The sequence below is a fragment of the Aeromonas sp. ZOR0002 genome, assembly GCF_963866995.1.
GTDB lineage: Bacteria > Pseudomonadota > Gammaproteobacteria > Enterobacterales > Aeromonadaceae > Aeromonas > Aeromonas caviae.
The window spans coordinates 1-20247 of the sequence record NZ_CAWMFQ010000218.1; the positions used below are offsets into that span (position 1 = coordinate 1).

At 61.5% G+C, this 20247-nt stretch carries 22 protein-coding genes and 1 riboswitch; of the genes, 11 read left to right on the forward strand and 11 right to left on the reverse strand.

Annotated elements, in window-relative coordinates; translation table 11 throughout:
- The 6 genes from AACR77_RS12610 to AACR77_RS12635 form a co-directional block, all read left to right on the forward strand.
- On the forward strand, positions 1-269 hold a 269-nt coding region (locus AACR77_RS12610), incomplete at its 5' end, for a LysR substrate-binding domain-containing protein (protein ID WP_042878262.1).
- 195 nt (positions 270-464) lie between these two features.
- Entirely contained in the window at positions 465-1610 is a 1146-nt protein-coding gene (locus tag AACR77_RS12615; protein WP_042878264.1) for an ABC transporter substrate-binding protein, read from the forward strand.
- A 172-nt stretch (positions 1611-1782) separates the two neighbouring features.
- A complete protein-coding gene (locus AACR77_RS12620; protein WP_042878266.1) occupies positions 1783-2796 on the forward strand; it encodes an ABC transporter ATP-binding protein in 1014 nt (337 codons plus the stop codon).
- Positions 2793-3761, forward strand: coding sequence for an ABC transporter permease (locus AACR77_RS12625; RefSeq protein WP_042878268.1), 969 nt, complete (start codon positions 2793-2795; stop codon positions 3759-3761). The genes AACR77_RS12620 and AACR77_RS12625 overlap by 4 nt, the downstream gene beginning before the upstream one ends.
- 7 nt (positions 3762-3768) lie before the next feature.
- Positions 3769-4584, forward strand: a complete 816-nt coding sequence (locus AACR77_RS12630) for an ABC transporter permease (protein WP_042878271.1) — start codon at positions 3769-3771, stop codon at positions 4582-4584.
- Positions 4585-4613: 29 nt separating this feature from the next.
- A complete protein-coding gene (locus AACR77_RS12635; protein WP_042878273.1) occupies positions 4614-6044 on the forward strand; it encodes a gamma-aminobutyraldehyde dehydrogenase in 1431 nt (476 codons plus the stop codon).
- Positions 6045-6170: 126 nt separating this feature from the next.
- Here the strand turns inward: AACR77_RS12635 and cyoE are convergent, their stop codons facing one another.
- The 4 genes from cyoE to AACR77_RS12655 are packed head-to-tail and all read right to left on the reverse strand — an operon-like array spanning position 6171 to position 9425.
- Positions 6171-7076, reverse strand: coding sequence for a heme o synthase (cyoE, locus tag AACR77_RS12640; RefSeq protein WP_042878275.1), 906 nt, complete (start codon positions 7074-7076; stop codon positions 6171-6173).
- A complete protein-coding gene (locus AACR77_RS12645; protein ID WP_042878278.1) occupies positions 7073-8083 on the reverse strand; it encodes a COX15/CtaA family protein in 1011 nt (336 codons plus the stop codon). Before AACR77_RS12645 ends, cyoE begins: the two co-directional genes overlap by 4 nt.
- 59 nt (positions 8084-8142) lie before the next feature.
- Positions 8143-8625, reverse strand: coding sequence for a hypothetical protein (locus AACR77_RS12650; protein ID WP_042878279.1), 483 nt, complete (start codon positions 8623-8625; stop codon positions 8143-8145).
- Positions 8622-9425 carry an SURF1 family protein gene (locus AACR77_RS12655; protein ID WP_231563077.1) on the reverse strand — a complete coding sequence of 268 codons (804 nt, stop codon included), beginning with the start codon at positions 9423-9425 and terminating at the stop codon, positions 8622-8624. Before AACR77_RS12655 ends, AACR77_RS12650 begins: the two co-directional genes overlap by 4 nt.
- On the opposite strand from AACR77_RS12655, the gene AACR77_RS12660 reads away from it, so the two are divergent.
- Positions 9393-9572, forward strand: a complete 180-nt coding sequence (locus tag AACR77_RS12660; protein WP_231563079.1) for a DUF2909 family protein — start codon at positions 9393-9395, stop codon at positions 9570-9572. The genes AACR77_RS12655 and AACR77_RS12660 overlap by 33 nt on opposite strands.
- An 8-nt stretch (positions 9573-9580) precedes the next feature.
- Here the strand turns inward: AACR77_RS12660 and AACR77_RS12665 are convergent, their stop codons facing one another.
- From AACR77_RS12665 to AACR77_RS12690, 6 genes are all read right to left on the reverse strand, one after another.
- Positions 9581-10462, reverse strand: a complete 882-nt coding sequence (locus AACR77_RS12665) for a cytochrome c oxidase subunit 3 (RefSeq protein WP_042878281.1) — start codon at positions 10460-10462, stop codon at positions 9581-9583.
- Positions 10463-10464: 2 nt separating this feature from the next.
- The gene (locus tag AACR77_RS12670) at positions 10465-11019 is read right to left on the reverse strand and encodes a cytochrome c oxidase assembly protein (RefSeq protein ID WP_039039711.1); all 555 of its coding nucleotides are present in this window, start codon (positions 11017-11019) and stop codon (positions 10465-10467) included.
- 9 nt (positions 11020-11028) lie between these two features.
- Complete coding sequence (gene ctaD / locus AACR77_RS12675; protein ID WP_042878283.1) at positions 11029-12627, reverse strand: cytochrome c oxidase subunit I; 1599 nt, start codon at positions 12625-12627, stop codon at positions 11029-11031.
- 9 nt (positions 12628-12636) lie between these two features.
- Positions 12637-13767, reverse strand: coding sequence for a cytochrome c oxidase subunit II (gene coxB, locus AACR77_RS12680; protein WP_231563081.1), 1131 nt, complete (start codon positions 13765-13767; stop codon positions 12637-12639).
- Positions 13768-14134: 367 nt separating this feature from the next.
- Entirely contained in the window at positions 14135-16207 is a 2073-nt protein-coding gene (locus tag AACR77_RS12685) for a tRNA(Met) cytidine acetyltransferase TmcA (RefSeq protein ID WP_042864886.1), read from the reverse strand.
- Positions 16204-16518 (reverse strand): HlyU family transcriptional regulator, encoded by a 315-nt coding sequence (locus AACR77_RS12690; protein WP_041211748.1) that lies wholly within the window; start codon positions 16516-16518, stop codon positions 16204-16206. Before AACR77_RS12690 ends, AACR77_RS12685 begins: the two co-directional genes overlap by 4 nt.
- A 138-nt stretch (positions 16519-16656) precedes the next feature.
- Here AACR77_RS12690 and AACR77_RS12695 point away from each other — a divergent pair, with 138 nt between their 5' ends.
- The 3 genes from AACR77_RS12695 (at position 16657) to AACR77_RS12705 (ending at position 18182) form a co-directional block, all read left to right on the forward strand.
- The gene (locus tag AACR77_RS12695) at positions 16657-16863 is read left to right on the forward strand and encodes a bacterioferritin-associated ferredoxin (RefSeq protein WP_039039715.1); all 207 of its coding nucleotides are present in this window, start codon (positions 16657-16659) and stop codon (positions 16861-16863) included.
- Positions 16864-16993: 130 nt separating this feature from the next.
- A complete protein-coding gene (gene bfr, locus AACR77_RS12700) occupies positions 16994-17473 on the forward strand; it encodes a bacterioferritin (RefSeq protein ID WP_010675778.1) in 480 nt (159 codons plus the stop codon).
- Positions 17474-17723: 250 nt separating this feature from the next.
- Positions 17724-18182 (forward strand): methylglyoxal synthase, encoded by a 459-nt coding sequence (locus tag AACR77_RS12705; protein WP_041211864.1) that lies wholly within the window; start codon positions 17724-17726, stop codon positions 18180-18182.
- Between the two features lie 64 nt (positions 18183-18246).
- Here the strand turns inward: AACR77_RS12705 and AACR77_RS12710 are convergent, their stop codons facing one another.
- Positions 18247-18834 carry a superinfection exclusion B family protein gene (locus AACR77_RS12710; RefSeq protein WP_041213974.1) on the reverse strand — a complete coding sequence of 196 codons (588 nt, stop codon included), beginning with the start codon at positions 18832-18834 and terminating at the stop codon, positions 18247-18249.
- 189 nt (positions 18835-19023) lie between these two features.
- Positions 19024-19131: riboswitch (yybP-ykoY riboswitch) on the forward strand.
- 88 nt (positions 19132-19219) lie between these two features.
- Between AACR77_RS12710 and AACR77_RS12715 the strand changes: the two genes are divergently transcribed.
- Positions 19220-20206: a sodium:calcium antiporter gene (locus tag AACR77_RS12715; protein ID WP_042878285.1), complete on the forward strand. Its 987-nt coding sequence runs from the start codon at positions 19220-19222 to the stop codon at positions 20204-20206.
- Positions 20207-20247: the final 41 nt, after the last annotated feature.

The window sequence follows — 20247 nt, forward strand, 5'->3', positions numbered from 1 at the left end:
GCATCGTGCTTCGTACCGCCTCGGTGGAAGCGGTGCGCAGCCTGGTGGCGAGCCAGCTCGGGCTCGCCCTGCTGCCGGACTTTGCCTACCGCCCCTGGTCGCTGGAGCAGGAGCGGGTCGAGGCCCGCGCCATCAAGGAGCCCATCCCCGCCATCGACATCGGTCTGGTGTGGCGGCGCGGCTCGCGCCTTGACTGGGCCGCACGCGAGTTCATCGACATCGCCAGAGATCAGAGCCGGCTGCGGGCCCGCCAGCACCTCCCCCGCTAGGACTGAGCCTGAACAGCCGTGACTCCGGCAAAAAATCAGATTCATATGCGCTCGATATCGATTTTACAGATACAAAAGCCGTTAAAAATTGAAATTCTCATTGCTCACGGCTTCTCCTACGCTCATGACTGGTTAACAGGATGTTAATTGTCAGCGTGGCATCACAACCGTGCCCGCCCATGCAAGGAGAGCAAGATGAAACTGACCCCCCTCACCCTGGCCCTGATCCCCGCCCTGCTGGCAGGCCAGACCCAGGCTGCCCCCACCACCCTCGGCAAGGGTGAAGGCCAGCTCAACATCGTGGCCTGGGCCGGCTACGTGGAGCGCGGCGAGACCGACAAGAACTACGACTGGGTCACCGGCTTCGAGCAAGAGACCGGCTGCAAGGTCAACGTCAAGACGGCCGCCACCTCGGACGAGATGGTGGCGCTGATGAACGAGGGAGGCTTCGATCTGGTGACCGCCTCCGGCGACGCCAGCCTTCGCCTCATCGCCGGCGGCAAGGTGCAGGCACTCAACCTGGCGCTCATCCCGAGCTACGGCAAGATAGACCCCCGCCTGCAGAATGCCCCCTGGCACACGGTGGACGGCAAGCACTACGGCGTGCCCTACCAGTGGGGCGGCAACATCTTGATGTACAACACCAAGGTGTTCCCCAAGGCACCCGACTCCTGGAACGTGGTGTTCGAGGAGCAGACCCTGCCGGACGGCAAGTCCAACAAGGGTCGGGTGCAAGCGTTCGACGGCCCGATCCACATCGCCGATGCCGCCCTCTATCTGATGAGCCACCAGCCGGCGCTCGGCATCAAGGATCCCTACGAGCTGAACGAGGATCAGTACAAGGCCGCCCTCGACCTCCTGCGCCAGCAGCGCAAGCTGGTGGGACGCTACTGGCACGACGCCTTCGTCCAGATCGATGACTTCAAGAACGAGGGGGTGGTGGCCTCCGGCTCCTGGCCGTTCCAGGCCAATACCCTGATCGCCGACAAGCAGCCCATCGCCACTACCGTGCCCAAGGAAGGGGTCACCGGCTGGGCCGACACCAGCATGGTGCACAGCGAGGCCAAGAACCTCACCTGTGCCTACAAATGGCTGGAGCACTCCCTCAACAACAAGCTGCAGGGGGATCTCGCCTCCTGGTTCGGCTCCGTGCCGGTGGTGCCGGCCGCCTGCGAAGGCAATGCCCTGCTCGGAAAAGAGGGGTGCAAGACCAACGGCATCGACAACTTCGATCGGGTTCACTTCTGGCGTACCCCTGTCTCCCAGTGCAAGAGCCAGGGAACCTGCGTGCCGTATTACCGCTGGGTCTCGGACTATATCGCTATTCTGGGTGGCCGCTGATGCTGGTAGAACAAGGCCATATCCCAGCGGCAGGGGACCTGCGTGTCCTCTGTGCTACCGCTGGGTCTCGGACTATATCGCCATCCTGGGTGGTCGCTGAGGTGCCTCAGTAAATGCCGATATGGGGCCGGACAGGAGTCCGGCCCGCTTCCCACACAGACAAGGACGCCCCATGAATGCCGTACAATTTGACCGGGTCAGCCGCAACTATGGCGAGGTGAAGGCGGTCGACGACATCTCCTTCCAGATCCCGTCCGGAGAATTTTTCACCCTGCTGGGGCCGAGCGGTTCCGGCAAGACCACCTGCCTGCGGATGATCGCCGGCTTCGAGTACCCGAGCGAGGGGGAGATCCGCCTGTTCGGCGAGCCCTGCTCCACCGTGCCCCCCTACGATCGCAACCTCAATACCGTGTTTCAGGACTACGCCCTGTTTCCCAACATGGATGTGCGCGACAACATCGGCTATGGCCTGATGCTCAAGGGCGTCGCCAAGGCGGAGCGTTACCGTAAGGTGGACGAGATGCTGGAGCTGGTGCGCCTGCCCGGCGTCGGCAACCGCAAGCCGGGCCAGCTCTCCGGCGGCCAGCGCCAACGCATCGCCATCGCCCGGGCACTGATCAACCAGCCGCGCATCCTGCTGCTGGACGAACCGCTCGGGGCGCTCGACCTCAAGCTGCGCGAGCAGATGCAGCTCGAACTGAAAGCCTTGCAGCGCCAACTCGGCATCACCTTCATCTTCGTCACCCACGATCAGCAGGAGGCGCTCTCCATGAGCGACCGGATCTGCATCTTCAATCAGGGCAAGATCGAGCAGATCGCCGCGCCGGATACCATCTACGACGCCCCCGCCACGCCCTTCGTCGCTCGCTTCGTCGGCACCGTCAACCTGTTCGAGGGGGAGCAGGCCCGCCGTCTGTGCGGCGATGCTCACCAGATGATGGTGCGCCCGGAGCGGATCCGGCTCACCGAGGCCGGCACACCGGGCTGGTCCGGGGAAGTGCGCGAGGTGGAGTATCTCGGCCCCTTCGTGCGCTACCGGGTCGATCTCGGCGAGCAGCTCGAGCTTATCGTCAACCACCCCAACGAGGGCCAGGCCCGCCTGCCCCGTGGCGCCCGGGTCAGCCTCAGCTGGCCGGAGCAGGCGATCCATCACCTGCACACCGCCCCTCAGAGAGCTCAACCATGAGCGCCCCCCACAGTGCGAGCCTTGCCATGAGCCAACCCACTGCCCCCCTCTCCTATCGGCCGCTGCGGCGCCTTTCCACCCTGCTCTACGGGCGGCCGGGTCTGTTGCTGGCCGTCCTGCTCGGGCCGCCGCTGCTCTGGCTTGGCATCATCTATGTCGGCTCCCTGCTGATGCTGCTCTCCAACGCCTTCTTCGGGCTGGACGAGTTCAGCGGCCAGATCCGCCACGAACTGGGGCTGCAGAACTTCGTCGCCCTGCTGCGGGCGGAGAATCTGGACGTGATCCTGCGCACCGTCGGCATGTCGCTGCTAGTGACTCTGGCCTGCGCCCTGCTCGGCTTTCCGGTGGCCTACTACATGGCGCGCTACACCAGCGGCAAGACCCGGGCCCTGTTCTACGTCGGCATCATGCTGCCGCTCTGGTCCAGCTATCTGGTGCGGGTCTACGCCTGGAAGCTGATCCTGGCCAAGGAGGGGGTCATCAGCTGGCTGGTAGATACTCTGGGACTGGACTGGCTGCTGGACTCCATCCTCTCGCTGCCGGTGATCGGGGGACCGTCGCTGTCGTTCTCGCGCATCGGCACCTTCATCGTGTTCGTCTACGTCTGGCTGCCCTTCATGATCCTGCCCATCCAGGCGGCGGTGGAGCGGATCCCGCGCTCCCTGCTGGAAGCGAGCGGCGATCTCGGCGCCACCCCGGCCCAGACCTTTCGTACCCTGATCCTGCCGCTGGCCCTGCCCGGCGTGGTGGCGGGCTCCATCTTCACCTTCTCCCTGACGCTGGGGGACTACATCATCCCCGGCATCATAGGCAACTCCACCATGTACATAGGTCAGGTGGTCTACATGCAACAGGGCACGGCGGGCAACCTGCCCTTCGCTGCCGCCTTCTCGCTGGTGCCGATCCTCATCATCGCCATCTACCTCACCATCGCGAAACGCTTGGGGGCCTTCGATGCGCTCTAATACTTCCATGAAGCGGGACCATAGCAGCCAGCCCTCCGGCCTGCTCAAGTACGCGGCCATCGGCGGCCTCCTGTTCCTGCACTTTCCGATCCTGTTCATCTTCCTCTACGCCTTCACCAGCGAGAGCAAGAGCTACCAGTTCCCGCCCCCCGGGCTCACCTTCAAGTGGTTCGAGGTGACCCTCAACCGCCCCGACGTATGGCGCGCCATCCAGCTGTCGCTGGAAGTGGCCGGGCTCGCTACCCTGGTGGCCATGGTGCTCGGCACCCTGGCGGCGGGAGCCATCGCCCGCAGCCGCTTCTTCGGCCAGGAGGTGGTGTCGCTCTTGCTGGTGCTGCCCATCGCCCTGCCCGGCATCGTCACCGGTATCGCGCTGCGCTCCGCCTACGGGGTGATGGAGATCCCCTTCAGCTTCTGGACCATCGTGATCGGTCACGCCACCTTCTGCGTGGTGGTGGTCTACAACAATGCCCTGGCGCGCTTTCGCCGCACCAACCAGAGCCTCATCGAGGCGTCCATGGATCTCGGGGCCGACGGCTTCCAGACCCTGCGCTACGTGATCCTGCCCAACCTCGCCACCGCCCTGCTGGCGGGGGGCATGCTGGCGTTCGCCCTCAGCTTTGACGAGGTGATCGTCACCACCTTCACCGCTGGCCAGCAGACCACGCTGCCGATCTGGATGTATCAGGAGCTGATCCGGCCACGGGACAGGCCGGTCACCAACGTGGTGGCGCTCATCATAGTGGCCTTCACCACCATTCCCATTCTGCTTGCCTACTACCTCACCCGCGACGGCCAGGACGTCGCCGGCAGTGGCAAATAACGACTCAACGCGTGCGCAAGGATGCAACCATGAAACTCTCTACCCAACTTTTGATCGACGGTCAGTTCGTCACCGGTGACGGCCAGGCCGAGCCCATCCTCAACCCGGCCACCGGCGAGCTGCTCGCCTCGGTGCCCGAAGCCTCGTTCGAGCAGGTGAACCGGGCGGTGAACGGCGCCCAACGCGCCTTCGCCCAGTGGAGCCGCACCACGCCAGCCCAGCGCAGTACCCTGCTGCTGCGCCTGGCCGATGCCATCGAGCGCCACGCCGAGGAGTTTGCGGCGCTCGAATCCCTCAACTGCGGCAAGCCCTATCTGGCAGTGCTCAATGACGAGCTGCCGGCGGTGGTTGACTGCTTCCGCTTCTTCGCTGGCGCCGCCCGCTGCCTGCAGGGGCCGCTGGCGGGGGAGTATATCGAGGGGCACACCAGCATGATCCGCCGCGATCCCATCGGTGTGGTGGGCAGTATCGCCCCCTGGAACTATCCGTTGATGATGGCGGCCTGGAAGATGGCCCCCGTGCTCGCCGCCGGCAATACGGTGGTGCTCAAGCCCTCCGAGCAGACCCCGCTCACCGCCCTGCGCCTGGCGGAGCTGGCCAGCGAGCTCTTCCCCCGCGGCGTCATCAACATCGTCTGCGGCCGGGGCGAGAGCGTGGGGGCGCCGCTGGTGGAGCACCCGCTGGTGCGCATGGTGTCGCTCACCGGTGACATCGCCACCGGCCAGAAGATCCTGCAGAGCGCCGCCCGCACCATGAAGCGAACCCACCTGGAGCTGGGGGGCAAGGCACCGGTCATCATCTTCGACGATGCGGATCTGGAGGCCGTGGTGGCGGGCATTCGCACCTTCGGCTTCTACAACGCCGGCCAGGATTGCACAGCCGCCTGCCGCATCTATGCCCAAGGCAAGATCTACGACAAGTTCGTCGCCGCCATGACCGAGGCGGTCTCCTCCATCAAGGTGGGCGGTCCGCGCGAGGAGGGGGTGGAGATGGGGCCGCTCATCTCGGACCGGCAGCGCAACCGGGTGGCCAGCTTCGTGGAGCGGGCCCAGAGCAGCGGTCACGTGGAGGTGACGGCGGGGGGCAAGATCCGCCCCGGCAACGGCTTCTTCTTCGAGCCGACCCTGATCGCCCATGCCCGTCAGGAGGATGAAATCGTGCGCCGGGAGGTATTCGGCCCGGTAGTGTCGGTGACCCGCTTCAGCGACGCCGAGCAGGTGGTGCAGTGGGCCAACGACTCGGACTACGGCCTCGCCAGCTCGGTCTGGACCCGGGATCTCGGCCTTGCCAGCAAGGTGGCCAGCCACCTGCAATACGGCTGTACCTGGATCAACACCCATTTCATGCTCACCTCCGAGATGCCCCACGGCGGCATGAAGATGTCCGGCTACGGCAAGGATCTCTCCCTCTACGCCCTGGAGGACTACACGGTGCCGCGCCACATCATGGTCAAGCTCTAGGCTCCACTCCGTCCCCCTGAAAACAAGATGGCCCCTTGGGGCCATCTTGTTTTGCATCAGGTCTGTGCATCCCTGCTGTGCACCGACGCAGCTTTACCATTCACCCGACCTCGACCCGCATCAACGTCATGACAACCGCCACAGCCAGTGGTGATCCAGAATCAGCAGACCAAACAGCAGCATCAGGTGATAGATGGAGAAACGGAAGGTGCGCATCGCCTGGCCGGGGCGCTCCTCATATTTCAACAACCAGCCATGCCAGCAGAATCCAAGGTTCAGCCCCAGACTGCCGACCAGGTAGACAAGCCCCGACATACCAATCAGATAGGGTAGCAGGCAGACGAGCGTCAGGATCAGCAGATAGAGCAGGATGGCTGTCTTGGTGAAATCGGTGCCGTGGGTGACGGGCAGCATGGGAATGTCGGCACCGGCATAGTCATCGCGCCGATGGATGGCCAAAGACCAGAAATGGGGCGGCGTCCAGGTAAAGATGATCATCACCAGCAGCCAGGGCTCGGCCGAAAGCTGCCCCGTGATGCTGGTCCAGCCCAAGAGCGGTGGCATGGCTCCCGCCAATCCGCCGATGACGATGTTCTGGGGCGTGGCCCGCTTCAGCAGCAGGGTATAGACGACCGCATAGCCGAACAGGCTGGCCAAAGTCAGCCAGGCAGTCAGGGGATTCACGCCCCAATGAAGCAGAACAAACCCCGACAGTGCCAGACAGATCGCAAAACTCATCGCCTGCCCCGGCGTGATCCGTCCCATGGCGACCGGGCGCCAGCGCGTTCTGCGCATCCGGGCATCGATGCCGCTATCCAGAGAATGGTTCATGGCCGCCGCCCCGGCAGCGAGCAGTCCAATCCCCGCCAGGCCCAGTATCATCTCGTCCAGAGAGGCGCGTGTCGGCTCCGCCAGCAGCATGCCCACCCAGGCGGTCAGGAGCAGCAGGGCGACCACCTTTGGTTTGGTCAACTGACAATAATCGTGCACCCGGCGGAGGGCGAAGCGCTGTGCCCGCACTCTCCCATTCATGTCCGGCTCCTGACCATCCCAGGGGGTCGCAAGGGGTCGTGATGAGGCACAGAGAGCCTCCCGCGCGCCAGCACACAGCAGACCAGCAGGTGGGCTGCCACCAGATTGTGCGCAAGGGCGTTGGCCAGCGGTAGGGCCAGATGGACGTTCGCCAATCCCAAGGCAATCTGCACGGTCAGCAGACCCAGCAACAACCAGCCAAACCCTCTCAGGGGGGGCCGCTGGCAGAGCAGCGCGAGGGCGAAAGCCCCCACCAGCAAGGCCGTGGTCAGCGCTCCCAGGCGATGGGCGATGTGAATGGTCTGGCGCGCCTCCTTACCCAGCACGCCGAACTCATAACTGGCGTGCCCCAGGGGGAGATGAAAGGCTTGCGCCCAATTCAGCTCTGCCTGCCAGTCGCCCTGGCACAAGGGAAACTCCACACACGCCATGGCCGCATAGTTCGCCGACGTCCAGCCCCCCAGCGCGATCTGCAGCAGCAGCACACCGCAGGCCATGCTGCCAAGCCAGGACACCCCCTGGTGTACGGGCGGGGATACAGTGAAGCCTGCCAATTCGGCCCGATAGAGCCAAAGCAAGGTCAGGATGACGAAGCCGCCCAGCAGATGAGTGGTCACCACCAGAGGATGCAGGGCCAGGGTCACCGTCCACATACCCAGTGCCGCTTGACCCGCAACCAGCACCAGCAAGATGAGCGAGAGGTGGCGCAGTCGGCCGCCTGTACGCCAGCCCAAGCCGGACAGGAGCACAATCACGCCTCCCAGCACCCCGGCGAAGTAGCGATGCACCATCTCGCTGCGCGCCTTGTGAGGAACAAGCGGGCTGGCCGGATAGCGCTGTGCCGCCAGTTCCGCATGCTCGGCGCGGGGAATGGCAAGGGAACCATAGCAACCAGGCCAATCGGGGCAAGCCAACCCGGCATCCGTCAACCGGGTATAAGCACCGAGCGCGATGACCAGTACTGCCAGCGCAATGGCCACGGAGGCCAGCCTCTTGTGCATCTTCATATGCCGCCTCGTTGACCGTGCAGTAGCCAGAAGATGCGAGTCCCATGCCGGCTGCATCGTCACTGCACCCCACGCTGATACTTGAGCAGTTGCTGCAGATCCGACAGTACCGCCTTGCCAAGCAACGGCCAGGTCGTCGTGCTGCCGGGCACCTCGTAACGCAAGATGGCCAGCCCGCGGTCGTCCACCAGCAGTATATCCCCCTCCCTCATTTCACTGTTTGCCTCGTGAGGTGGCGTCAACTGGACCAGCTCCAGCTTGTCCAGATTACGGCCAAGTGCGGCCTGGATACGTGCCATCAGCGCGGGGACCTGCCGGCATTGCCCCTCGCAGCGAGGGGCCACCAGATAGACCAGTCGCCATTGGTGCTGATGGGCAGGAAGCGGTTGCAACAGGTAGATCTCCTGGTGCAGCCAGTGCCCCTTGCTGCGCGTGCCGGGTTCATACCAGCCCTGGTGAAGAGTCAGAGCCGCCAGCACCACAGGCAGCAGGATCACCGCAGCAAAGAGCGCTGGCACCCGCCAGCGTCGCCATCCGCTCATGGGGAGCACCTCCTTGTCAGCATGACCCCTCCTGACAGAACCACCAGCGCCAAGCCGAGCCATTGCACCGCATAGGCCCGGTGTTTTTCGGGAGGCATGACATTGTGCTGGTAGTGATAGAGGAATGGGGTTCGTCTTTGATACAACACGGCGTCTGCAAGCGGGGCTCCGATTGTCTGTCGCAGGGTCTCGACCCTGATGGATTGCAGCCGGTTCGGGTAGGGGCCTGGTTCTATGTTCTGTCCCAGCAGGAAGCCGCCGGGAGCCATGCGCAGAACACCTTCAAGGGTCATTGCGGCGGGGATGGCGGGATTGGGCAATTGCGACCTGTCGGATGGCGCGGGCACCCATCCCAGGTTGACCAACAACAGTGAGGATCCCCCCTCTGCGCGTACCGGGATGAGCACGTCATAGCCAACCTCCCCGTTGACGATCTGGTTGTCCAGCAACCAGACATAAGGGCTGACCCACTCGGCTTTCCCTTGCAGAGGCTGGCCATCCAGTGACTCCGGGTGTTGCCAGTCGATCTGGGCCAATGTCCTTGGCCCGGCCTGCTGCATCTTTGCCATCTGCGCCAGCCAGGCCGTTTTTTCCATTCCGCGCTGCCACTGCCAGAACGCCAGCTTGCACAAACCGGCCGTCACCACCAGAGTGAACAACAAGACGAACCAACGTCTGTGATGCCATGGTCGTCGCTTGTCTCGTGCAGCCGAATCGCGCATATCGAGGAGGATCCCAAGATGTTGATCAAGGTCGTTCTGGTACTCATGCTGCTGCTCATCATCGGCCAGCTGTTTCACGCCCTCTGGCTGATGCTCAGTGCAGGCAATACGCAAAAGATGTCGGTACCTCTGGGCCGGCGCGTCTTCTTCTCCCTGCTGGTGGTCATCATACTGCTGCTCTCTCTCGCGATGGGCTGGCTGGAGCCCAACCCGCGCCCCTACTGAGCACGGCATCAAAGCAGGTAGACAAAGACGAACAGACAGAGCCAGACCACATCGACGAAGTGCCAGTACCAGGCCGCAGCCTGGAAAGCGAAATGACGCTGTGGGGTGAAATGATCCCTCAGCATGATGCGCAGCCAGATGATGGTCAGGAAAAGGGTGCCCAGCAGCACGTGCAGTCCGTGGAACCCGGTCAGAATGAAGAAGGTATTGCCATAGATGCCGGAATCCAGCCGCAGCCCGAGCTCCCGATAGGCATGCAGATACTCATAGCCTTGAAACCACAGGAATGTCAGCCCGAGCACCACGGTGGCCAGCAACATCCCCTTGAGCCGCATACGTCTGCCGTTTTCCAGACTCATGTGTGCAAACAGCAGGGTCACGGAGGAGCCGAGCAGGATCAAGGTATTGATGAGGGGGATCCCCTGCCAGGGCATGGCCTGGGTCGTGGCCCCGCCGGGCGTCTTGAGCAGGGGCCAGTGAGCGGTGAAATCCGGCCACAGCAGCTGGCCCGTCATCACCCTGTGGCCCGCACCATCCAGCCAGGGCACCGCAAGCTGGCGGGCATAGAACAGCACTCCGAAAAAAGCCAGAAAGAACATCACTTCGGAGAAGATGAACCAGACCATACCCTGCCTGAAGGATCTGTCCATCTGGGCGCTGTAGAGCCCGGTCATGGACTCCCGGATGATGTGACGGAACCAGCCAAACAACATGAATGCCAGCAGGGCGACACCGGCCATCATCAGATACCGGCCGAAACCGGTCTGCCCACTCGCCACTTCATTGACCAGATGTCCCGCCCCCAACGCCAGGAAAAACAGTGCAATGGCACCAATGATGGGCCAGCGACTCTGGTCCGGGACATAATAGGTCTGGTTCACCTTGGCCATGGTCATTTCCTCTGTGCGAGTGCCGGTGCAGGTACGGACTCCGTGATGTCATAGAGCGAGTAGGAGAGCGTGATGGTATTGATGCTGTCCGGTAGTGCCGGATCGATATAGAACTTGAGCGGCATCAGCTTGCTCTGCCCTGCCCTCAGCTCCTGGCGATTGAAACAGAAACACTCCACTTTCTTCAGATAGGCTGCGGCGGGACCGGGAGAGACCGACGGGACCGCCTGACCCACCATGGTCCGCTCCGTGGGATTGAACACCCGAAAGTTGACCATCTTCACCTCCCCCGGCCGCACCGACAGCCGAGTCGTCTCACCGCTGAACTCCCACGGCATCCGGGTATCCGCATGAGCAAGAAACTCGATCTGGATGCTCCGCTTGCTGTCGATCACCGCCCGCTCCGTACTGGCCGCTTGATCAGACGTCTTGCCATTGAGGCCGGTGATCCGGCAGAAGACGTCATAAAGCGGTACCAGCGCAAAGGCAAAACCAAACATGACGAGCACGACCAGAGCCAGTTTTCTGAGCAAGGGGGCATGACTGACCTGGGTCATATGACCTCCCTAACGCTCTTCCAACCGGATATTCGGCGGAGTCTGGAAACTGTGATAGGGAGGGGGAGAAGAGAGCGTCCATTCCAGCCCCTCGGCCCCCTCCCATACCCGATCGCTCGCCTTGGCTCCGCCTCTGATGCATTTGATCACGCCCCAGACAAACAGCAGCTGGGACAGGCCGAAGGCAAAGCCCCCCAGGCTGATCAGCATGTTGAAGTCGGCAAATTGCAGGGCGTAATCGGGAATGCGGCGAGGCATGCCCGCCAGCCCGACAAAATGCATGGGGAAAAACAGCACATTGACCGAGACGAGCGAACACCAGAAGTGCCATTGGCCGAGCCGCTCGTCATACATGTGCCCCGTCCATTTCGGCAACCAGTAGTAGGCCGCAGCCAGGATCGAGAAGACGGCACCGGTCACCAGCACATAGTGGAAATGGGCCACTACGAAATAGGTGTCGTGATACTGAAAATCAGCCGGCGTCATGGCCAGCATCAGCCCGGAGAAACCGCCAATCGTGAACAGGGTGATGAAGGCGATGGCAAACAGCATGGGGGTCTCGAATGTCAGAGAACCACGCCACATGGTGGCAAGCCAGTTGAATACCTTTACCCCTGTCGGCACCGCGATCAGCATGGTGGTGTACATGAAGAACAGCTCCGCCACCACGGGCAATCCGGTGGTGAACATGTGGTGAGCCCAGACCATGAAGGAGAGCAAGGCGATGCTGCTGGTGGCATAGACCATGGAGCGATAACCGAACAGCTTCTTGCGGGAGAAGGTCGGAATGATGCTGGAGACGATGCCGAAAGCCGGCAATATCATGATGTAGACTTCCGGGTGCCCGAAGAACCAGAAAATGTGCTGAAACAGGACAGGATCCCCCCCACCTGCCGCATCGAAGAAACTGGTCCCGAAATACTTGTCCGTCAGCACCATGGTCACCGCAGCCGCCAGCACCGGCATGACAGCGATGAGCAGAAACGCCGTGATGAGCCAGGTCCAGACAAACAGCGGCATCTCCATCCAGCCCATGCCCGGCGCCCGCAGGTTGAAGATGGTCACGATGACGTTGATAGCCCCCATGATGGAGGAGATCCCCATGATGTGAATGGCAAAGACAAACAGGGCCGTGCTGTTGCCGCTGTACTGGGTAGACAGGGGGGCATAGAAGGTCCAGCCAGAACTGGGGCCGCCTCCCTCCATAAACAGGCTCGACAGGAGGATGAGGAAAGCAAACGGCAGGATCCAGAAGCTCCAGTTGTTCATGCGGGGCAGCGCCATGTCAGGGGCCCCAATCATGATGGGGATCAGCCAGTTGGCGAGGCCGGTGAAGGCGGGCATGACGGCACCAAAGACCATGATGAGGCCGTGTACTGTGGTCATCTGGTTGAAAAACAGGGGTTCCACCAGTTGCAGTCCGGGCTGGAACAGTTCTGCCCGGATCACCATGGCCATGGCGCCACCGGTAAAGAACATGGTGAGGGCAAAGCACAGATAGAGGGTACCGATGTCCTTGTGATTGGTGGTGTAGAGCCAGCGCCTCAGACCGGCCGCTGGCTGGTGGACATGTTCGCTGTGCGGGGTATCCGTGATTCCATCACTCATGCCGACGCCTCACTTGTCCTTGTCCGGATTGGCCGGGTTGAGAAGGGACTGCACCTCGGCTGGCTGCACAAGGTCACCGGTCTTGTTATCCCAGGCATTGCGTTCATAGGTGATGACGGCGGCGAGTTCCTGTGCCGTCAACTGTTTGCCAAAAGGTTGCATCGCCGTACCACTCCGGCCATGCAACACCGTATCCAGATGCTGGGCACGATGCTCCGCCTGTGTGGTCACCTTGCTGCCATTGAGCGCCGGGAAGATGCCTGGCAATCCGGTACCCGCGGGCTGATGACAGGCCGCACAGTGGCCCAGATAGACTTTCTCCCCCAGCGCCATGGCTTGTGGCAACGTCATGGTCTCCGCTGCCTGCGCCTGTTGCTGTGCCTTGGCGGTTGCCTGCTCGTCTCCCTTCCTGGCAATCCACGTCTCGAACTCCTCTGCGGATTTGGCCACCACAACCACGGGCATGAAACCGTGATCCTTGCCGCACAGCTCGGCGCACTGCCCACGATAGGTGCCCGGCTTGTCGATCCGCGTCCAGGATTCGTTGATGTAGCCAGGATTGGCATCTTTTTTCACGGCGAAGGCGGGAACCCACCAGGAGTGGATGACATCGTCCGAGGTCATCAGGAAACGGATCTTCTTGCCGACCGGCAACACCAGAGGGTTATCCACCTCCAGCAGATAATTGCCGCCCTTGGGGGCATCACCCGAGATCTGCTGTTTGCTGGTCGCCAGCAGGGAATAAAACGCCACCGGATACTCGAGGTATTTGTAATGCCATTTCCATTGCGAGCCCGTGACGAGGACGGTGAGATCGGCCTTGGAGGTATCCTCCATCTTCAACAGGGTCGAGGTTGCCGGTGCCGCCATCGCGATCAGTATCAACACGGGGATGGCCGTCCACAGCAACTCGATGCGGGTGCTTTCGTGAAACTGGGCGGCTTTGGCACTGCGCGATTTTCGATGGTGCACGATGGACCAGAACATGATGCCGAAGACGAGCAGACCGATGACGCAACAGATATAGAAAATCGTCATATGCAGGTCATAGACCTGCTGACTGATGGCGGTCGCCCCGCGCGTCATGTTGAACCGGATCTCATTGGCAAAGGCGCTGCTGCTGATGAACCACATCATCATTCCGGCACCTGCCTGAGCTGCATCGTTTCTCACATTGCACTCCCTGTGCACGTTGGAGAAGATGGCCTGCATTCAATACACCCAACGCTAACCATCTGAAAATAATGCATTTATTAAAATTCATTTCACATTCAAGTATTAGTCCATATTCAGAAAAAACCAAAATGCAGACAGCCCTGACCAGGCTCATCAGAGCAGTGGCAATAGGCAAAACGCGAGCAGGGAAGAGGGAGAAACGGGTCCCGGGGTGGCCGCGCCTTGAACGGGGAGAGCTTCAGCCATGGTGAGTCGAATCGATGTGCAGAACCCGGGAGGGGCCATGGGTTCCTCCTGGGCTCCGTGGTTTTCTGCCGTGCCAGAGGTGGGGTCAGCCCGCTGGGGCTTGCTGAGCCAGCAGTCTGGCCAGCAGGGAGCGCAATGCTTTTATCAGGGCGGGTTTGCCAGCGACACCCTGTCGGGCAGCCAGCTCGGACCAGGACGCATATTGCCAGATGGTGGCGATCAGCAACCGTCGTTCATCCTGACTCAACCCGTCCAGCATCATCACTCGCCGGAGCAGCCAGCGTTGCAGTGTCGCCTGGCACAATTCGAATGGCTTGTGATGGTGGGCAAAACAATCGAGTTCCCGATGCTCGAATTCATCCAGATCCGGCACATGAGTGACAGGCCCGCCTCTGAGGGATAGCCAGACCAGTTCGGTATCCAGCCTCTTGAGTTCACCCGCCAGCAGGGCCGGCAACTGGCTCATGAAACGCTGTCGCCATTGCGCCAGCTCGGCGTGATATTCCGATTGCAACGGCATCAGCAGCAAAGCTGCATGACTGCCGCTGGCCGCATCGCGCTGCAGACCAAGACGCAGCACCTTCAATCCCGCCTTGAGCCAGAATGGCAGCAGATCTGGACTGGCGGAGAAGGCAGATCCCAGATAATCAACCCCTAATGCCCGATAATGTGATACCAGACTGTCTAGCAACCGGGACCCCAGCCCGAGACGATGAAGGGCAGGATGGATGGCGATGCGCATCACCCTGGCATAAGAGCGCTCCCCCGCCGTCACGAAACCGGCGTGGGCCAGCAGCGACTGGGGCAACAGATGTCCACGAGGGCGCCTTCGTCCGGCCCAGATCGCATGCGCCAGATCAGGGGGTATATTGCCCTCCCGCGCGACCAGCGCCACCCCGAGCAACTCCTGTCCCTGCTCCATCAGATGAATGTCGAGATCCGGCCCCTCCAGCAAATACCGCAGATCACTGGGGCTGGTCTGGTAGTGAGCCAGCACGAGCAGGCCGAACACCCGATTGAGCAGCGCGTCATCACGGGCCAGCTCATCTTGTCCGACCAGGCGCCAGGTCGGTGATGTCGGGGGATGAGGTGCCGATATGTCAGCATTCAGACCAAGGAGCCGGAAGATCAGAGGCTCCAGCGGATCGCTCAGGCTCCAGCGAATGGGCTCCACCAGGCGCAGCTCCTGCCAATCCGGGGTTTGCTCATCGAGTATCCGCTTGAAGCGCAGATGAAAGCCGCGCCCCGTCCCCTCATAGCCGTGCTCCGTTGTAGCGAAGACAATGCGACTGTGACGGGCCAGCATGGCCTCCAGCAGCGGGGTCGGGATGGCGGCGGCCTCATCCACCAGCAACAGATCCGCCAGCACGTCTCCTTGAGCCACCCGATCAGGGGACACATAGCTCAGACCGGCCAGCCGCTCAGGCATCTCTGCCAGCGCACGCTCTGCATGGGCAAAAAGTGTCGCCACTGTAGCGTGGGAAGGGGCAGTCACCGCTATCGTCAAGGCCGGATCCCGACTCAGCAAGTCGGCGCTCGCCAGCCCCAGCACGGCGCTCTTGCCACGACCGCGATCGGCGCTCAGCACCAGGGGGCGACGGCGATGGCCGTGCAACACGTTGTGGATGGCGGGCAGCGCACGGGCCTGATCCGCGCTCAGCGGCCGGTCCCCGTCGAGAGGCTGCCAGGTAAAATCACAAGAGGCAGGCGTCAGATCTCGCGCCGGATCTTCTGCCAACAACCGTACCAGACGGGAGATGAACCCCTGCCCGGCACGATCGGCCTCCTCTGGCTGGGCGACCAGCCTCTGACGATCAGGGTCTGGGTAGGTCGGCCATACCTCCCGCGGCGGGGTCAGCAGAAGCAAGAGCCCCCCAGCCCTCAATGTCCCCGCCAAGGCACCGAATGCATCGGGATGAAAGCCGCTGAAGGCATTGAATACCAAGGTGTCGCACTCCTGACCGAGCCGTTGAAGCGCCTTGGCGGCAGGCTGCGGAGCATGACGCTCAGGACCCTGCCCCAGCCAGAACACCGCCCCCCACAGCAAGGATTCGGCACGAACGATGCAGTCATCCTCCTCCCCTTCCAGCCAGATCAGACGCCGCTCGCCGGCAGAAGCGATAGCGTGGCGCAAGGCGAGCAGCTCGGCTGACATCATGGAGCTGGGCTGGCGTCTGGCTTCACACGGGGTTCAAACATGCGCTCCCCCATCTGGTCGATGAAGGTATGGGCCTTTTGCACCATGAAGCGCTCGGCATCCGCCGGGTTGGCAAAGAGATCGGAGCGGATGAAGCGATGGGTCTGTAATTGCCCGTCGATCTCCCTGGTGATGCGACCTGCCAGCCTGTATTGTCCCCCTTCCGCCATGGGCTCGGGATAGATGAGATAGCCCATGTATTCGATGGGCTCAACCTCGGGGCTCTGGGCGATCTCTCCCTTGAACAGGGCATTGAATAGTTTTTTGAACATGTTCGCATCCTCTCTGATACAGGCATTCTCCCCAAGGGCGGAATCACTGGCAAGCACGGGATCTTATTACCATTCGTTCTTTGCACTACGAACCATTCTCATTTAGATTTCATCTCATTCCAGCATGAGGTCCAGATTATGTACGTGTGTTTGTGCCGCGGCATCACAGATAACCAGATCCGCAAGGCGGTACAGGCAGGCAAGACCGAATTCCGACAGTTGAAACAGTCGCTGGAAGTCGGTACCCAATGTGGTAAATGTGTGCGTATGGCGATGGAGATCATCGCTACCGAAATCGACAAGATGGAGTCAGAGCAGGCACCGCTCTATTACGAAGTGGCGTAAAATCGCCGACTTCTCGTCTCATCTCTCCTTCTGCCCTCCAGGGGACGACTTTCCCCATCACGTTATGGTCATGTTTCTGGACTAAGCTCTAGTGATCGTTGCCTAGGCTCGAACACGAGGAGTAATGTCGATGAAAGGAGATCCCAAAATCATTGCCCACCTCAACAAGGTGCTGGCCAATGAGCTGGTTGCCATCAACCAATACTTCCTGCATGCCCGCATCTATGATGACTGGGGCCTCAAGGGGCTGGGACACAAGGAGTATCACGAATCCATCGATGAGATGAAACATGCCGACGAGCTGGTCAAGCGGGTGCTGTTTCTGGAAGGGCTGCCCAACTTGCAGGATCTGGGCAAGCTGCGCATCGGTGAGACGGTGGAAGAGATGCTGCGCTGTGACTTGTCTCTGGAAATGGACGCCATCCCCGACCTGAAAGTCGCCATCACCTATGCAGAGTCCGTGCAGGACTACGTCAGCCGCGACCTATTTCAGGAGATCCTGGAAGATGAAGAGGAGCATGTGGACTGGCTGGAAACCCAGCTCGATCTCATCGCCCGTATCGGTCTGGAAAACTACCAGCAATCCCAGCTCCATGCCGAGTCATCCTGAATCGCGATGACATTAAGAGACAATCCCAACCCGCCCAGGCGGGTTTTTTCATGGCACCAGCGGCAGAGATCTTGCCCAACGAAACAGTAGCCAACCTGGCTGCTGACAAGGCAGGCCAAAGGCTGTCAGGATGGCAGGCGCCGGATTGAACCACCTCAGGGATCACAGTTACGATGCATGGGGCAGCGGCAGGCGCCGCTTTCGATTAGGATACGACCCCATTCCCATCATTTTGCTACGGATGACCTCCATGGAACTGATTGCACGCGAGATGGCGCCCCACAAACGGGTTGCCCTGGTGGCTCACGACAACATGAAAGCCCCTCTGCTGAACTGGGTGCTGCGCCGCAAGGAGGAGCTCAAGCTCCACCACCTCTATGCGACCGGCACCACGGGCACCCTGCTCGGCAAGAAGGCGCAGCTGCCCATTACCTGCCTCTTCTCCGGCCCCATGGGGGGGGATCAACAGCTCGGCGCCCTCATCGCCGAAGGGAAGATAGACGTGATGATCTTCTTCTGGGATCCCCTCAATCCCGCCGCCCACGATCCTGACGTCAAGGCCCTGCTGCGCCTCGCGGCCGTCTGGAACATCCCGGTCGCCACCAACGAGGCGACGGCGGACTTCATCATGGACAGCCCGCACATGCAGCAGGCATTCAGCGTCCAGGTGCCCGACTACGCCGGCTACCTCAAGGCCAGAACCGAATAAGCAACGCTAGACAGCAAAGAGCCGGAACAGATGTCCGGCTCTTTTCTTTCATGGGGGGAGAAGGTCAGCGCTGGAGGCTTTTCTGCGCGAATTTGGGCCTGGCATTCATGATCTGCTCCACCTGCTCGTCGCTCATCTTGCCCCGCGACAGCCCCAGAACCTTGTAGGTCAGCAGAGGGCGCGCTGGCAGGGCGATCATCAGGGCGCGGATCTGGTTCTCGTCCTCCTTCTCTCGCGCCGGCTTGCCGTAGGCGTAGGTGAGCACGCCGGCATCCATCAGGTTTTTGACGGCGGGTTCGGTGATCGGCAGGTTTATGACGCTTTTCCGTTGCAGTACGAACTCCCGCAGCACCGCCTTCTCGTTGAAGTCGAGGAAGCCAATCATCTGGGCCAGTTGATCCTGCTGGCGGCGGGACTGCCACTCGTCACAGGCCCACTCCCAGGCGATCAGGAAGCCCTGACTGCAGAAATAGGAGATGGCGATCAACATGCCGACCCCAAGCCAGGCCGCATGAGCCGTGGCCCACTGGCTCACGGCACCTTTCATCAATCCGGCCGGAAACAGCAGGATGATGCTGCAGCAGAGCAGCAGCCAGACCATCAGCCAGTTGAGGCGATTAAGCTGGTAAAAATGTTGGATCCACCGTTTCATCGTTCACCCTTCCCAAGTCAATGTGGACAGTAGCCAATTCATAGCAATCACTGTGCCAGCACAAGGATCCCCGTAAAAAGATCAGGATCCCGGACGGGAGAGTCGAGGGTTGTCACATCCTTTTACAACTTGTCGCGCGGATCATCCCCTGTTGGCCTTGCACCTCACCGAGCCACTTGGTAAAAAGCCCGCACTGTCACTGGGGAGTAGTAACCCGCCCGAAATCCGGGCAGGGCCCATGTCAACACTCTTGGATCCGCAGATCCATGGCATGGGCGGCGATAGCACCTGTCGTCCTGCAAGACCTTTGGCCTCGATATGCACGCCAGCCGGGCGAGCCGTATCGGGTCCATCGGTTGTTCTGCTCGCCTGGCGGTTACTCATCATGCTGATCACCCTGCTGTTATTTCTGATCTCTGCCGTCACCATCTATCTGGCCTGCGAATACTTCGTCAACGGCATCGAATGGACCGGCCATCATTTCAAACTGTCCCAAAGTGCCACCGGTTCTCTGCTGGCTGCCCTCGGCACGGCCCTGCCCGAATGTATCGTCACCCTGACCGCCCTGCTGATGGGGGATGCCCCCGCCCAGCAGCAGATAGGCATAGGTGCGGCCCTCGGCGGTCCCCTGGTGCTCTCCACCCTTGGCTATGCAGCCGTTGGCGTGACCCTGCTGCTGTGCCTGGACCATGGGCACAGGGTCATTCATGGTGAGGTGCAGCGCGAGATAGGCCGCGATCAGGCCTGGTTTGCCGGTATCTTCCTGCTGGCCGTGCTGCTTGGCATGGTGGCCTTCACCGATAAAACCTGGCTGGCCCCCCTGTTCGTGCTGATGTACCTCCTCTATGTGCGACGTGAGCTGAAACAGACCGACAGCCACGATGCCGAATTGCCCTCCCCCCTCAAGCTGGATCCGCACGCCAGGATCCCGGCGCTCGGCAAGGTGCTGCTGCAAACCCTGGTGGCGCTCGGTGTGGTGGCGCTGGCGGCCCAGCTGTTCGTTCACCAGCTGGAGAACATGGGCGAGCTGTTCGGTCTCTCTCCGGTAGTGGCCGCCCTGCTGCTGAGCCCGGTGGCCACCGAAATGCCCGAGCTGATGAACGTGCTCATCTGGGTGCGGCAGGGCAAGCACCGGCTGGCACTGGCGAATATCTCCGGCGCCATGATGATCCAGGGCACCATTCCCAAGGCGTTCTGCCTGCTGTTCACCCCCTGGCTGCTGGACAGCACCATGATGGCCTCCTCGCTGGTGACGCTGCTGGCGGTCGCGCTGCTGTGGAGGGGGTTCAGTCGGGAGCGGATGACGGCGGGCAGGCTCGCCCTAGTGGGACTGGTTTACCTGGGTTTCTGCGGCTGGCTGATGATGAGCTGAGGGCCCGGCATCCGCCCCCGGCCCAACAAGAAAGGGCAGGA

Coding starts and splice junctions, on each gene's coding strand:
- ctaD (WP_042878283.1), bottom strand. CDS start 12,627: ATGAGTGATGGAATCACGGATACCCCGCACAGCGAACATGTCCACCAG.
- AACR77_RS12690 (WP_041211748.1), bottom strand. CDS start 16,518: ATGTTCAAAAAACTATTCAATGCCCTGTTCAAGGGAGAGATCGCCCAG.
- AACR77_RS12710 (WP_041213974.1), bottom strand. CDS start 18,834: ATGAAACGGTGGATCCAACATTTTTACCAGCTTAATCGCCTCAACTGG.
- AACR77_RS12650 (WP_042878279.1), bottom strand. CDS start 8,625: ATGAGCGGATGGCGACGCTGGCGGGTGCCAGCGCTCTTTGCTGCGGTG.
- AACR77_RS12665 (WP_042878281.1), bottom strand. CDS start 10,462: ATGGCCAAGGTGAACCAGACCTATTATGTCCCGGACCAGAGTCGCTGG.
- AACR77_RS12660 (WP_231563079.1), top strand. CDS start 9,393: ATGCTGCTGCTCATCATCGGCCAGCTGTTTCACGCCCTCTGGCTGATG.
- AACR77_RS12630 (WP_042878271.1), top strand. CDS start 3,769: ATGAAGCGGGACCATAGCAGCCAGCCCTCCGGCCTGCTCAAGTACGCG.
- AACR77_RS12620 (WP_042878266.1), top strand. CDS start 1,783: ATGAATGCCGTACAATTTGACCGGGTCAGCCGCAACTATGGCGAGGTG.
- AACR77_RS12685 (WP_042864886.1), bottom strand. CDS start 16,207: ATGATGTCAGCCGAGCTGCTCGCCTTGCGCCACGCTATCGCTTCTGCC.
- AACR77_RS12670 (WP_039039711.1), bottom strand. CDS start 11,019: ATGACCCAGGTCAGTCATGCCCCCTTGCTCAGAAAACTGGCTCTGGTC.
- cyoE (WP_042878275.1), bottom strand. CDS start 7,076: ATGAATGGGAGAGTGCGGGCACAGCGCTTCGCCCTCCGCCGGGTGCAC.
- AACR77_RS12645 (WP_042878278.1), bottom strand. CDS start 8,083: ATGAAGATGCACAAGAGGCTGGCCTCCGTGGCCATTGCGCTGGCAGTA.
- AACR77_RS12635 (WP_042878273.1), top strand. CDS start 4,614: ATGAAACTCTCTACCCAACTTTTGATCGACGGTCAGTTCGTCACCGGT.
- AACR77_RS12615 (WP_042878264.1), top strand. CDS start 465: ATGAAACTGACCCCCCTCACCCTGGCCCTGATCCCCGCCCTGCTGGCA.
- AACR77_RS12625 (WP_042878268.1), top strand. CDS start 2,793: ATGAGCGCCCCCCACAGTGCGAGCCTTGCCATGAGCCAACCCACTGCC.
- AACR77_RS12715 (WP_042878285.1), top strand. CDS start 19,220: ATGCTGATCACCCTGCTGTTATTTCTGATCTCTGCCGTCACCATCTAT.
- AACR77_RS12705 (WP_041211864.1), top strand. CDS start 17,724: ATGGAACTGATTGCACGCGAGATGGCGCCCCACAAACGGGTTGCCCTG.
- AACR77_RS12695 (WP_039039715.1), top strand. CDS start 16,657: ATGTACGTGTGTTTGTGCCGCGGCATCACAGATAACCAGATCCGCAAG.
- bfr (WP_010675778.1), top strand. CDS start 16,994: ATGAAAGGAGATCCCAAAATCATTGCCCACCTCAACAAGGTGCTGGCC.
- coxB (WP_231563081.1), bottom strand. CDS start 13,767: ATGATGATGTGGTTCATCAGCAGCAGCGCCTTTGCCAATGAGATCCGG.